Raw genomic sequence first — 13336 nt, forward strand, 5'->3', positions numbered from 1 at the left:
TCCTGTGCGTCTTTCACCACCTGCTCAAGACCGGCGATCACGGCTGGCTCGACGACATGACCCTCGACCACAGTGGGCGGGTGCAGTATCGGGTCCGTACCCCCGAGGGACTGTGGATCGACGGCCCCGACCTGTCCGGCACCGACCTGTTCGACACCCTCACCCACATCCGCTTCGCCGACCCACCCACCAGCACCAGCACCAGCACCAGCAGCAGCAGCAGCAGAAGGAAACAGCAGCGGCGGCGGTCGGCGTCGACGGTCGACAAGCAACGCCGCCGCCAACAAGAACGCGAACACAATCGAGCCGAACGGGAAACCGCCGAAGCCGCGCACGCAGCCGCCGCCGAACACGACCGCATCACCGGCGAACCCTGCAAGTACTGGCGGATCCGCTCCCACCATCCGAGTCCCACCAGTCACACCCGTAACAACGAACCGTTACCGCAATACGACGACACCCCACCACCCTTCTAAACCAGACACCACACATGCGGCGCTCACACCGAACGCGACAGCGCGTGGCTGTTTCACACCCGCCCACTGCAGCACTCTCGACCGCGGCCAAAAGTGCTGCGACACAGTTCATCCCACAGGTGCGGCGGTCGTCCTCGACGGTCGACAAGCAGCGCCACCGTCAACAAGAACGCGAACAAGATCGAGCCGAACGGGAACCACCGAGGCCGCGCACGCGGTCGCCGCCGAACACGATCGCATCACCGGCGAACCCGGCACATACTGGCGTATCCGCCTCCCCGATACGGCGAACCCCACCAGTCACACTCGTGACAACGAACCGTTACCGCACGACGACACCCCACCACCCTTCCAACCAGGCACCGCGCCGAGGAGCGGAGAGTTGCCGCGCAGGCGACGTCGGCGGCACTCGGAGAGCGGAAACGTGCACGTCCTGAAAATCTCGTTCCCCCGTACGGTTTCCGGGTCACCGACCCCTCGTTACACCGAAGCTCGTTCCTCGCTTCGGCACTCGGGCAGCGGAAGGTTGGGACGCCACCGACAACATCGACGGCACTTCGAGGAGCGGAACGCTCAGCGTCGCCGAATCCCCGTTCCCCCGTACGGTTTCCGGGTCACCGACCCCTCGTTACACCGAAGCTCGTTCCTCGCTTCGGCACTCGGGGAGCGGAAGGTTGCGGCGCCACCGACAACATCGACGGCACTTCGAGGAGCGGAAGGTTGCGACGCGAAATCCCTTCCCCCCGTTGGTCTCTTCGGGTCACCGACCCCTCGTTACACCGAAGCTCGTTCCTCGCTTCGGCACTCGGGGAGCGGAAGGTTGGGACGCGACCGACAACAACAGCACTCGCGGAGCAGAGGGTTGCGGCACGACCGACGTCAACGACACTCGCGGAGCACAAGGTTGCGATACAACCGACAACAACAGCACTCGCCGGAGGGGCTTTCCCGAACCCAGCCTCGTCACTGACGAAGCACGAGTTTGCCGTAGTGCCTTCCGTTTTCGAGTTCGGCGTGGGCGCGCGCAGCGTCGGCTAGGGGGAACTCGGCGGCGATCGGCGGCGGCGCTACCCGGCCGGTGGCGACGAGATCCAGCAGACCGGCGAAGTCGCGCGGCGAGCCCATCGTCGTACCGAGCACGCTGAACTGACCAAAGAAGAACGGGCGTACCGCCAATGTCGCTTGCTCGGCGACATTCGCTCCGAGCACCGGCAGGCGCCCACCGTCGCGCAGTGCCCCGATCGACTTGCCCCACAGCCCCACCGGGTCGAGCACGACGTCGAATCCCGCGCCGCCCGGCGAGAGTCGTCGGGCGGCCTGCGGCCAATTGTCGTCGGTGTGCAGAACGCCGGAATCGACGCCGGAGTCCTTGGCCCGCAACAGTTTCGACTCGGTCGACGCGGTCACCGACACGTGTGCACCAGCAGCGTGGGCAAGCGACGCCGCCATCGTCGCGACGCCACCGCCCGCGCCGACGATGAGCAGCGACTCGCCTTCGCGCAGTCTCGCGCGAGAGAACAGCGCCCGGAAACAGGTCACTCCCACCAACGACAACGCCGCCGCCTGCGCCCACGAGTAGCCTGCCGGTTTCGGGGCCAGACACTCCACCGGCACACTGACATATTCGGCATAGGCACCCGGGGTACGGTCACCGAGGATCTCGAAGTCGGCGCCCGGTGCGGCCTCACGCTCGCCCCAGTGCAGCGACGGCAGGATGACAACGGATTCACCGGTGTCACAACGGATTCCGGCACCATCGGCTCCGGGAGTGTGCGGCAGCGGTGAACCGTAGCGGCCCTGGCGGACGAGGACGTCGTGCCAGTTGAGCGCCGATGCCTTCAGCTCGACGGTCACCCAACCGGTCCGCGACTGGGGTTCGTCGACGTCGCGCAGCACCAATTGTTCTGAGTCACCGAACTGATCGAGGACGATCGCCTTCACCGCATCTCCTTGTCACCGGTGCTCATCGTCACCATTATTCGCCGCCGGGCGTTGCAGAATCACCGTGGCGACCGCACACGTCCGACCGCCGTGCCCGATTGCCGCGACATGTACGACGGCGACCGTCCTGCCCTGATGCACGACGTCGCCTCGAAACACGGTAGGAGCCGTCGCATCGCACGGACGCAGGAACGACACGTCGATGCTGACCGTCGAGAAGCCTTCTCCCACCATCGAATGCGCCGCCAGCTCGGATCCGACGACGAGAACTCCGCCGTGCACATTTCCCATCACGTTGGCCGTCCAGGGCGTCGGTGCCATGACGACACCTCGTTCGACGGTGGTGAACGCCAACGACTCACGCAAGGGCGCCTCGGCGTCGGGCACCGGGCCGTCGAATGCGGCGGTCTGCGGCCGTCCGACCACATGAATCAGGTGCGAGCGGTGAGTGACCAGCGCGAGCATGTCGCCCGTCTCGCTGTAGGCGATCCCACGAGTGGTGGCCCCGACATCCGTGCGCGCCACCAGCTCACCGACCAGCGTCACCGAGGTCCCGTCGACTGGCGCGTCGGCGAGGAAGTCGACTTTGATACCCAAGCTGACCGGCCACCGGCCCGGCGGAACACCGGCTGCGACAACATATCCGGTGACGTCGTCGAGCGGGATGCCCAGCGCCGACCGAACCCGCCCGAGGTGCGGGTCGGTCAACCAGGGGCCGGTGGGGATCGAGAAGACGGCCCGCTGGTCGTCGAGCGACGTCGGCGTCACTCGCATGAGCGCATCGGCACCGCCGGCGACGAACTGAATCGTCTGCGCCATCAGGCGACAGGCGCGGCCGCGCCGGCGGCGATCTCGGCAGCGATCTGCTTGCGGAGGATGTGCTTCTGAATCTTCCCGGTGGCCGTCATCGGCAGCGCGTCGATGACCGCGACATGCTCGGGTGTCTTCTGTATCGCGACGCCGCGCTCGGTCAGATAGGCCCTGATCTCGTCGACGGTCGGAGCGGCGTGACCCGGTTTGGGGACCACGTAGAGGCAGACCTTCTCCCCGAGTCGCTCGTCGGGCATCGCCACGACTGCCAGCGACGTCAAGTCTGGATGGTTGGTCAACTTGTCCTCGACTTCGCGCACGCTGATGTTCATGCCGCCGCGGATCACGATGTCCTTGGTCCGTCCGGTGACCCGCACGAACCCGTCGGCATCCATCACGCCGAGGTCGCCGGACATCGAATAGCCGTCGGCGGTGAAGAGTTCCGCGGTGTCGGCGGGCCGGTTCAGGTACTCGAGCATGTGCGACGGCCCGTGATAGGCGATGTCGCCTTCGGTTCCCTGCGGCACGTCGACGCCGCCAGGATCGACGATCTTGACCCGCGCTCCGGGCAATGCGCTGCCATCTGAGGTGCGGGCGTGTCGCGGATCGTCGTCGACGGTACACGTTGTGGTGCACAGGTTTTCACTTCGACCGTAGAGCGAGAGGATGCTCGCTCCGGGAAGTTTCGCAGTGGCGTTCTCGATGACCGCCGCGGGAATCGGCGAGCCGGCGCACGTCCAGAAACGCAACGTGGAGAGATCGGCGTCGGGGTCGGCGTCGGCCGCGGCCAGCAGGGTCTGCAGAAACACCGTCGCGGTGACGGCGCCGGTGCACCCGAACCGCGCGATGTCGGCGAGTCCACGCACCGGATCCCATTCGGGCATCACGTGCGTGGCCGCGCCGCTGAGCAGTGGCAGCAGCACGCTGGTGACCAGCCCGGTGGTGTGGGTGATCGGCGACGGCCCGAACTGCACGTCGTCCTCGGTGTGTCCGAAGGCCACCTTGAGTGCACGTGCGCCGGACACGTAGGTGTTGAACGTGTGCAGGCAGCCCTTGGGCCGCGACGTGGTACCCGAGGTGTAGACGATGACATAGGGATCGTCGGGGTGCACGCGCAAGTCGATCTCGGCGTCGGCTGCGGCATCACCGACGTCGGCGAAGAGATCATCGAGGACGTCGATCCCGTTGCCCGCGTACCATTCTCGCTTGTCATCGGAGGCCCGGACGGCTACGACCTCGCGCAGCGTGGTGGACTGGGCGCGGATGTCGTCGAACATCGCGACGTAGTCGAAGCCCTTGAAGTCTGCAGGCGCGATCGCCATGCGGATCTCGGCGTCGGCTACGACGTGTGATACCTCGTCGTTGCGGTAGATCGGCATGATCGGAACCATCACCGCACCGATCCGGGCGAGCGCTCCCGCGACCACCACGAATTCGGCCCAGTTCGGCAGCTGCACGGCCACCCGATCACCCGAGCGCAGGCCTCGCCGGTGCAGTCCCACGGCGAGTTTCTGGGTGGCCTCGTAGAGTTCGGCGAATGTCAACGACCGCCGGCCGTCGGTGAGGAAGACCTTGTCGGGCCTGGCGTTTGCGCGCGCCCGCAGAAGTTCGGTGAAGTTCTCATCAGCCCATTGACCGGTTGCGTAGTACTCGCTGACCTCGGCAGGCGTGTAGCGACCAAGGTTTCGTTCGCGTGTCATGAGTGTCGTACGCCCTTCTTCGATCAGCCAACTCGTATGTCTAAAGATTAGAATGGTTGGACCTAATAGGCAACAGTTTCGCAGCGGCGGACCGAGGAGACATCCCCCGTCGGAGGTACGTCGTCACCCCGATTACGGTCTTACCAAAGAAACCATTGATTTAACCTGGCCGATTCGCGATGCTGAAGTGACGCCGTTCACACCTGCCGATCGCGGCCACGACCAAGGAGCAACATGACATCCATCGACTATCGGGAGTTCTACATCGATGGCGGATGGGCGACGCCCGCCTCGACCGCGACGATTCCGGTGAACTCGCCGACCACCGAGGAAGCCATCGGCAGTGTGCCCCGTGCGACCACCGACGACATCGACCGCGCCGTCGCCGCCGCGCGCAACGCCTTCGACGACCCCGACGGTTGGTCGACGTGGCATCCGAAGCAACGCGCCGAAGTCCTCGAGCGCTTCGCCGTCGAAATCGAAGCACGCGCCGCGGAGACCGCGCGACTGGTGTCGATGCAGAACGGCATGCCGATCTGGCTGGCGGAACAGTTCGAAGGCGGGTTCCCCGCCGTGTTGGTGCGCTACTTCAGCCAGTTGATGGTCGAGGCCCCAGAATTCGACGAGCGTCCGGGCATGCTGGGCGGCTCCGCCCGGGTCAGCCGCAAGCCGGTCGGCGTCGTCGGCGCCGTGGTCCCCTGGAATGTTCCACAGGCCATCACCTTCCTCAAGCTCGGCCCCGCGCTCGCGGCGGGCTGCACCGTCGTACTCAAGCCCGCCGAGGAGACCGTGCTCGACGCCTTCCTGATGGCCGAGGCCGCGCTCGCCGCGGGGCTGCCGGCGGGCGTAGTGAACGTCGTTCCCGGCGGCCGCGACATCGGCGCATACCTGGTGGAACATCCCGGTATCGACAAAGTGTCGTTCACCGGCTCCACCGCGGCCGGCCGAAAGATCGCCGAGACCTGCGGGCGACTGCTGCGGCCGGTCACCCTCGAACTCGGCGGCAAGTCCGCCGCGATCCTCCTCGACGACGTCGACCTCGGCGCATCGATGGAATCGCTGTTCGGCGCAACGCTTCTCAACAACGGGCAGATCTGCTGGCTCAATACCCGGGTGCTCGCGCCGCAGTCACGCTACACCGAAGTCGTCGACGCGGTGACCGCCCTGGCCGAGTCGCTCACCATCGGCGATCCGCTCGATCCGAACACCAAGATCGGGCCACTCGTATCGGCGCGCCAGCGTGAACGCGTCGAAGGCTACATCGCCAAGGGCAAGGACGAGGGCGCCCGGATGACCACCGGCGGCGGACGGCCCGCCGGCCTCGACCGCGGCTACTTCGTGCAACCGACCGTGTTCGCCGACCTCGACAACAACGCGACCATCGCTCGCGAAGAGATCTTCGGACCGGTGCTGTCGATCATCCCGTTCGCCGACGAAGCGCAGGCTCTGTCGATCGCCAACGACAGTGAGTACGGGCTGGGCGGAAGCGTCTGGTCGTCGGACCTCGAGCGTGCCGCGACGCTCGCCGACAAGGTGCGCTCGGGCACCGTCGGGGTGAATCACTACACCAACGACCCGGTCGCGCCGTTCGGCGGGATCAAGAGCAGCGGCATGGGCCGCGAGCTGGGACCCGAGGGGCTGCACGCCTTCCAGAATCTACACACCGTCTACCTACCGCCGGCGGGCTGAGCTCCGACGACGATGACTTCGGCCGACCGATCCCCGGGAACCGGTGCAGCGCAACTGCACCGGTTCCTCGGCGAGTTACGACATGCCGACGACGACGTTCTGGCACAGGCGATCTCACGCGAAGTGTGTGTCTGCCTCGGCTTCGCCAAGTCGATGTTCTCGTGGGTCGACGGGCCCGACTGGCTGCCGGCCCACGTGCACGTTCCCGAACGCCTGCGCGGCTTCGACGACCTGCGTTCGGCCGTCGACGGGTCACCCATTCCGCTGCTCCGCGCGCCTCTGGAAGCCGGCCTGGTGCTGCGTCAACAGCCATACACCTTGCAACGCAACGAATTTCACCGCGACTCCTATCGGCCTCTCGTCGATCTGTCCAATCCCGCGGCGTACGCTGCCGCCCCGATCGTCGCCAACGGTCACACGGTGGGAATACTGCATGTCGACCGGCACACATCGCGGATCGACGACGATGACGTGCACTTGCTGCTGATGGCGGCACGGCTTGCCGGGGTGGTGGTCACAGCCGCGCACAATCGTCGGCGGCTGCGCGATCGGCAAGCCGAGGTGACGCGGCTCGTCGAGGACGTCCTGCGAGTCGAGGATCGAAACACCCGGCCGCAGAGCCTCTTCGGCGATGCCTCAAGTGCCGCGACGACCGTCACCGATCGCCGTCCCGGCGCATCCCCGCCGATCGCGTCGCTGTCGGCGCGTGAACGCGACATCCTCGCGCTGGTCGTCACCGGCGCCACCAATCGGCAGATCGCGCGCGAGCTCTACATCACCGAGGGCACCGTCAAGACGCATGTGCGACGGATCTTCGCCAAGCTCGGTGTGCATTCGCGAGCCCAGGCCGCCGCCCGCTTTCAACGGTTCGACGCACGGTATCGGTCGTGAGCGCACACTCGCAGCGTGCGCGTCTGGAGCACGCCGTCGCCCGCGTCGTCGACTCTCCCGATGTGCACGGTGTCACCCAATCTCTTTGTGCCGGTGCCGTTTCCGTCGCCGGGACCGTCTGGGCCGCGCTGGAGGATCGCAGTGCCGGCGCCCGGCGGCCGATCGCCTTCGCACAATCTGGCGGTGGCGCCTATCCGGGGTCGGGGACACCTGGCGTCGGCGTCGTCGAATTCGTCTCGGACACGGGCGAACACTATGCGTTGCTGATCCCGGGGCCGGTGAGCCAGGCGACCCGCGACGACATCGCGCTATTGACCCAGACCGCGATGGCGACCGCCGAGATGCTGCTCAGTGAGCAGCACCTGCATCATCAACGACTGCGGTTGGACGCGCTGCGGGATCAACTGTCCGAGCTGGACCCGTCACTGCACCCATCGCGCGCAACGGGGCCGATGTCCGCAGAATTCGCCTCCGCCGCAGCCCTGTTGACCGAACGGGAACGCCAGGTTCTGGAGCAGGTGCTGTCCGGAGCGGCCAACGCCGCCATCGCCGGAGAGCTCGGCGTCTCACTCGAAACCGTGAAGACTCACGTGAAACGCATCCTGCGCAAGATGGGTGCCGCCAATCGGGCCGAGCTGATCTCGCGCTCGCGCTGAGAACAGCGTGCCGGATCAGGACGACGAGTCGGCGACCTGCACGTGCACGTCGCCGTGACCCGCGATGATCAACTGGCAGGACAGTCGCGAATTGGGTTGTGCCCCTTCCAGAAACTCCATCAACTCGGCCTCCTCGTCGGACGGCGGATCGAACAGCGCGTTCGCTGCGTCATCGAGGTACACGTGACACGTCGCGCACGAACAGCTTCCGCCGCATTCCGCGACGATCCCGGGAAGATTGTTACGCACCGACCCATCCATCACGCTCTGCCCAGTAGGAACATCGACGGTCTCGATCGAGCCGTCGGGCAGATGGTAGATGACATTCGCCATGGGTACCTCCTCAATCTGCGGCAGGTCGGAATCCCACCTCATACCGAAGAATTCTGACTGCTGCAGCAGGGCCCGCGCGTCCCCACAGGTGGGTAGTCGATCACCCCGCAGAGGGATGACCCCGTCGGCTCCACCGCCACGTCCCTCGCGGGGGTCGCAAGTTCCCCCGCTGGGGTGATGCGAGTCACAGGTGTGCCGAGACAGACTTCAAACACGTTCCAGCCCAACGCAACTGGCATGAGAGAAGGACCACATGACCTCCACCGCACCATCCGCCGCCGACCTCACCCTGCCCACCGAGGTCGCCGAACAGGTCGTTCTCCCGGAAGGGCATCGAGACAACGACAAACTGTTCGAGGCATATCGCTGGCTGCGCGAGAACAACCCGCTCGGCGTGGCACACGTCGACGGCTACGATCCGGTCTTTCTCGTCAGCAAGCACGCCGACATCATGGAGATCGAGCGTCAGCCGCATGTCTTCACCAGCGCGGGCGGCGAGAACAAGGGCGCGTTCAATCCGATTCTGGCCAATCAGGCGGGTGACGCGTTCACCAGGTCGATCAACAACGGCAGTCTGCGAATCCTGGAAACGCTGACCTACCTCGACCCGCCGGAGCACACCGTCATCAAAGACATCGCCGGCGACTGGTTTCGCCCGAACAATCTCAAGCAGTGGGAGGATCGGATTCGCACCCTGGCTCGGGAATCGGTAGACCGCCTGCTGAGCACCGACGGCACCATCGACTTCGTGAAAGACTTTGCGCTGCAATACCCCCTGCACGTGATCATGAGCCTGTTCGGCGTTCCGGAGGCCGACGAACCACGCATGATGGCGCTCACCCAGGAGTTCTTCGGCACCGCCGACCCCGACGCCGCGCGCGCCGACGTCGAACCGCTGACCCCCGACGCCGCCGCACAGCAGTGGGTTGCGACGATTCAGGACTTCTACGCGTACTTCGATGCCCTGCTGATGGATCGGCGCGCCAACCCCACCGACGATCTGGCGTCGATCATCTCCAACGCGCGCGATCCACAGGGCGAGTACTTCGCCAAGGAAGTCGCCTACGGCTATTTCATCGCCATCGCCACCGCCGGTCACGACACCACGTCGTCGACGTTGGCCGGCGGCATCAATGCGCTGTCGCACGATCCGGGACTGCTCGAACGCCTCAAGGGTGACCTGTCGCTGGTGGGGAACCTGGTGAACGAGTCGCTGCGCTGGGCGTCGCCGGTGAAGCATTTCATGCGCACCGCCCTGGAGCCCTACGAATTGCGTGGCCGCGCGATCAACCCCGGCGATCGATTCATGCTGCTCTATCAATCGGGCAATCGCGATGCCGATGTCTTCGACGCCCCCGACGTCTTCAACATCGACCGCCGCCCCAACAAGCACATCGCCTTCGGCTACGGCCCGCACATGTGCATCGGACAGCACCTGGCCAAGATCGAGCTGCGAATCATGTTCGAAACGCTTCTCCCCCATCTCAAGTCGGTGAGTCTCGCGGGCGGCGACAAGTACATCCAGACCAACTTCGTCGGCGGACTGAAGAACATGCCCGTCGAGCTCGAGTTCGTGCGCTGACCATGTCCACGTCCGATCCCGTCGTCATCATCGGCGCCGGACACGGCGGGGCCGCCCTGGCAGCATTTCTGCGCCAGGGCGGCTTCGCCGGCCAAGTGATGATGGTCGGCGTCGAAGAACACCTGCCGTATCACCGTCCGCCGCTGTCGAAGAAATTCACCGAAGCCGACCACGTGCAGCTGCTCCGACCACCGGAGTTCTACTCCGACAACGACATTCAACTCTGCGTCGGAATGGAGGCAACTGCCGTCGACCGGGCGGCGATGCGGGTGGAATTGGCCGACGGCACGACTCTGGGCTACTCCGCCCTGGTCATCGCGACCGGCTCGACGCCCAGACGACTATCCGATTTCGACGCGAACTCGCCCGGTGTCGTCACACTGCGCACGCTCGACGACGCCGCCGCGCTGGGTGACGCGGTCCGCGCCCGGCGTCGGCTCGCCATCGTCGGCGGCGGCTACGTCGGCATGGAGGTCGCCGCGGTCGCGCGCTCGCATGACGTCCCCGTGACGATCATCGAGCGGGAGGAACGCATTCTCGCGCGCGTGGCCAGCCCGCAGCTGTCCAGCCGACTCAGTGCCCATCACGAACGGCGTGGCACCGACGTCCGCGTCGGCGCGCAGGTGGTCGACATCGCGACCCGCGACGGACGCCCCGAGGCGATCGAGCTGGCCGACGGCAGTTCGGTCGACGCCGACGTCGTATTGGTGGGAATCGGTGCGACGCCGAATGATTCGCTCGCCGTCGATGCCGGCCTGCGGTGCGACGCGGGAATCATCGTCGACGCCGCGGGGCGCACCAGCGATGCGCACGTCTACGCCGTCGGCGATGTGACCCGACGGCCCGTCGACGGTGTCGCCGGCCTGACTCGCCTGGAATCGATTCCCAACGCGACCGAGCAGGCGCGTCAGGTAGCGGCGGCGATCACCGGCGCCGCCATCCCAGCTGCCGAAGTTCCGTGGTTCTGGTCGGATCAGTTCGATCTTAAGCTCAAGATCGCGGGACTGGTCGCGACCGAAGATCAGGTGGTGATACGCGAGGGCACCAAGCCGGACTCCTTCGCCGTCTTCCACCTCAACTCCGACGACACGATTCGCGCGGCCGAAACCGTCAACTCGCCAGGCGAATTCATGGCAGCGAAGAAGTTCATCGGGCAGCGACTGCGAGTGAAGGCGGAACTCTTGGGTGATGGGAGTGTGGCTATGCGGGATGTCGTGCTGGGCTGAGTGGCGCGAAGCTGTTGTTGCGCAAGATAATTCGCAGGATGTGCGCTGCGTACTGCATTCGGTCGCCGCAGGTGACGGCCGGGGACGGAACGCTCCCGGTTGACGATTCGGGCCGCTGGAAGTCTGGACGGTGCCGGCGAACGCGTCGGTCGGCCGCATTCGAGCGTTCGGGTGGATCTGGTTGTGGTCCATCATGTTTGGAGTCGGGTGGTGGTGATGATGTCGACCTTGGTCCAGAGGCCGCTGGTGCAGGCATTGAGGTAGCGTTCGATAGTCGGCCGGTACGGCCGCTCGGGCGTGGCGCAGGGGCGTCGCGCGGCCGCAGCCGCAGCACGTGCGGGCGGTCCGGCGGTAGGCGGATTCGAAACCTCTACGCTGGTGACGGGCAGGTCGAGGCGGTGGATCGGATTGAGCTGCCATGGCGCGTCTGTACCCGCCAGCCGCCACCCCATTCGCCCCGCATGCGGGCCCGTCTCAAGGATCCGGGTCTCCCACTGCCCGGCACGCGTGCCGACGATCCGGTTGTGTCGGCCACACGCGGCGCCGAGCCGATCGATGTCGGTGACCCCGCCCTTGGCCCAGTCCGGGGCGTGATGCGCTTCGGTGCGGGAGAACGGCGTATCACACAGTGGGCCGGTACAGCCGCGGTCCCGCCCAAACAACGCCAACCGCTGCGCCTTGTTCGCGAACCGGCTGACCCGCCCGAGGTACAGCACCTCTTGAGTGTGGGAGGCGAACACCTGCAACCACGTGTTGGCGTGCGCGGCGACCTCGATCAGATCCCGGATCGGCAGGTCGGTGCCGGTGGCGGTGTGCGCAAACCCCGACAGCCCGGCCAACTCGGCCAGACTGGTGGTGATCACCACCTCGGCCGGTAACCGGTCCGGGGCACCCAACCCTCGATGGCCGAGCACGTATCGGCACATCGCTTCGAGGGCATCGTGGTTACGTTGGGCTTGACTTCGACAGTCGCGGGCGCGGGCCTCCGCCAATGCCTCCTGATCTAACTCCGGATCGTCACCGGCGCCGAACAACGGCTGCTCATCGGCGGGGTTGTTCATGCCGGGGGCGGCCCACGCGGTCAGAATCACCTCGATCATCGCCCGCACCGTCGGGGTCAGCTGCCCTTTGAGTGTGCTCATCAGCTGCCGGTCCTGCGGCGACAGGCTCAGGCCACGTTGGCGTCGCCGATCAGTGTCGTCGGTCAGCCGTCCGTCGGGGTCCAGGTGGGCCAGGATCCGGTCACCGATCTTGGCCAGGTCGGTCGGGCTGAAGATGCGGGCGGCCTCTGCGAGTTGCTTCTCAGCGTCGTCGAGCATCTCCGGTCCCGCGGCGGTGGGGACTTTCCCCAGCACGGTCTCGATTACCGTGACGTGATCACCGGAGATGGCGCCGTCGGCGACCGCAGCCGCGGTGTGCGGGCGCCGCGGCGGTAACACCTCCCCGGTCAGTGCGGGTTGTTCACACAGCGCATTCGCGGCGGCCAGGCGGCGTCCCGCCGGGCCGCGCCCCAACCGTAGGCCGGTGCTCAAGAACGTGCCGATGGTGGTGAACCCCGCCGAGGTGAACGCCGCCCGCTCCTGTACATCGGTAACGCGCTGTAGGCCGATGCCGGCGAGTTTGCGGGCCACCCGCTCATGCGTGTAAGCCAACTCAGCAACCTGCTTCGGCGTCAACGAGATCGTCAACGCCTGCTGTAGCCCGTCGACCACCGCTTCAAGCGAGGCATACAACTCGGTGACTGACGACTCCGGCATCGACTCCCCGGCAGCAGACGCCACCCCGACATCCGAATGCTCGGTCACGGCCATCACCTCCCTCACGGCATCGACCTGCAGTTTTCCGGTCTGCACACACACTAACCCGGGGGTACGACAACTCGTTGTGCACGATCGTCAAACCCGAAATGAAGACCTGCTGCGGACGCTGGGCCGCGAACGGTCCGACGCCGACGAATCGGGCCGGGAATACATTCCGACGCCGTGCGTTATCCTTCTCAGAAGTTGCTCAAAACTGAGCAATTACGTCCGAA

Annotated in this window: 10 protein-coding genes and 1 pseudogene; 6 read left to right on the plus strand and 5 right to left on the minus strand. The window is 66.0% G+C overall.

Annotated features, from left to right (window positions below):
* Positions 1-476 (plus strand): annotated as a pseudogene (locus HH308_RS22290) (hypothetical protein); the annotation flags it as partial.
* 963 nt (positions 477-1439) lie between these two features.
* On the opposite strand, the gene HH308_RS22295 reads toward HH308_RS22290, so the two are convergent.
* Genes HH308_RS22295 through HH308_RS22305 form a run of 3 tightly spaced genes read right to left on the minus strand, consistent with a single transcriptional unit; the run spans position 1440 to position 4927 of the window.
* Positions 1440-2417 (minus strand): quinone oxidoreductase family protein, encoded by a 978-nt coding sequence (locus HH308_RS22295; protein WP_170196456.1) that lies wholly within the window; start codon positions 2415-2417, stop codon positions 1440-1442.
* Positions 2418-2429: 12 nt separating this feature from the next.
* Positions 2430-3236 (minus strand): PaaI family thioesterase, encoded by an 807-nt coding sequence (locus HH308_RS22300; protein ID WP_170196457.1) that lies wholly within the window; start codon positions 3234-3236, stop codon positions 2430-2432.
* The gene (locus HH308_RS22305) at positions 3236-4927 is read right to left on the minus strand and encodes an AMP-binding protein (RefSeq protein WP_170196458.1); all 1692 of its coding nucleotides are present in this window, start codon (positions 4925-4927) and stop codon (positions 3236-3238) included. Before HH308_RS22305 ends, HH308_RS22300 begins: the two co-directional genes overlap by 1 nt.
* Positions 4928-5161: 234 nt before the next feature.
* Between HH308_RS22305 and HH308_RS22310 the strand changes: the two genes are divergently transcribed.
* The 3 genes from HH308_RS22310 to HH308_RS30525 are packed head-to-tail and all read left to right on the plus strand — an operon-like array spanning position 5162 to position 8163.
* Complete coding sequence (locus tag HH308_RS22310) at positions 5162-6616, plus strand: aldehyde dehydrogenase (protein WP_170196459.1); 1455 nt, start codon at positions 5162-5164, stop codon at positions 6614-6616.
* A 12-nt stretch (positions 6617-6628) separates the two neighbouring features.
* Positions 6629-7507 (plus strand): helix-turn-helix transcriptional regulator, encoded by an 879-nt coding sequence (locus tag HH308_RS22315; protein ID WP_170196460.1) that lies wholly within the window; start codon positions 6629-6631, stop codon positions 7505-7507.
* A complete protein-coding gene (locus HH308_RS30525) occupies positions 7504-8163 on the plus strand; it encodes a helix-turn-helix transcriptional regulator (RefSeq protein WP_312870805.1) in 660 nt (219 codons plus the stop codon). The genes HH308_RS22315 and HH308_RS30525 overlap by 4 nt, the downstream gene beginning before the upstream one ends.
* A 15-nt stretch (positions 8164-8178) precedes the next feature.
* Here HH308_RS30525 and HH308_RS22325 read toward each other — a convergent pair whose 3' ends face one another.
* On the minus strand, positions 8179-8496 hold the full coding sequence (locus tag HH308_RS22325) for a 2Fe-2S iron-sulfur cluster-binding protein (RefSeq protein WP_170196461.1): 318 nt from the start codon (positions 8494-8496) through the stop codon (positions 8179-8181).
* Between the two features lie 253 nt (positions 8497-8749).
* Here HH308_RS22325 and HH308_RS22330 point away from each other — a divergent pair, with 253 nt between their 5' ends.
* Entirely contained in the window at positions 8750-10078 is a 1329-nt protein-coding gene (locus HH308_RS22330) for a cytochrome P450 (protein ID WP_170196462.1), read from the plus strand.
* Between the two features lie 2 nt (positions 10079-10080).
* Entirely contained in the window at positions 10081-11304 is a 1224-nt protein-coding gene (locus tag HH308_RS22335; protein WP_170196463.1) for an NAD(P)/FAD-dependent oxidoreductase, read from the plus strand.
* Positions 11305-11495: 191 nt separating this feature from the next.
* Here HH308_RS22335 and HH308_RS22340 read toward each other — a convergent pair whose 3' ends face one another.
* Entirely contained in the window at positions 11496-13109 is a 1614-nt protein-coding gene (locus HH308_RS22340; protein WP_312870807.1) for an HNH endonuclease, read from the minus strand.
* Positions 13110-13336 lie beyond the last annotated feature (227 nt).

Origin of the sequence: Gordonia asplenii (assembly GCF_012933505.1) — a bacterium.
In the GTDB taxonomy this organism is placed as follows: Bacteria; Actinomycetota; Actinomycetes; order Mycobacteriales; family Mycobacteriaceae; genus Gordonia; species Gordonia asplenii.

Coding starts and splice junctions, on each gene's coding strand:
- HH308_RS22300 (WP_170196457.1), bottom strand. CDS start 3,236: ATGGCGCAGACGATTCAGTTCGTCGCCGGCGGTGCCGATGCGCTCATG.
- HH308_RS22305 (WP_170196458.1), bottom strand. CDS start 4,927: ATGACACGCGAACGAAACCTTGGTCGCTACACGCCTGCCGAGGTCAGC.
- HH308_RS22310 (WP_170196459.1), top strand. CDS start 5,162: ATGACATCCATCGACTATCGGGAGTTCTACATCGATGGCGGATGGGCG.
- HH308_RS22325 (WP_170196461.1), bottom strand. CDS start 8,496: ATGGCGAATGTCATCTACCATCTGCCCGACGGCTCGATCGAGACCGTC.
- HH308_RS22330 (WP_170196462.1), top strand. CDS start 8,750: ATGACCTCCACCGCACCATCCGCCGCCGACCTCACCCTGCCCACCGAG.
- HH308_RS22335 (WP_170196463.1), top strand. CDS start 10,081: ATGTCCACGTCCGATCCCGTCGTCATCATCGGCGCCGGACACGGCGGG.
- HH308_RS22315 (WP_170196460.1), top strand. CDS start 6,629: ATGACTTCGGCCGACCGATCCCCGGGAACCGGTGCAGCGCAACTGCAC.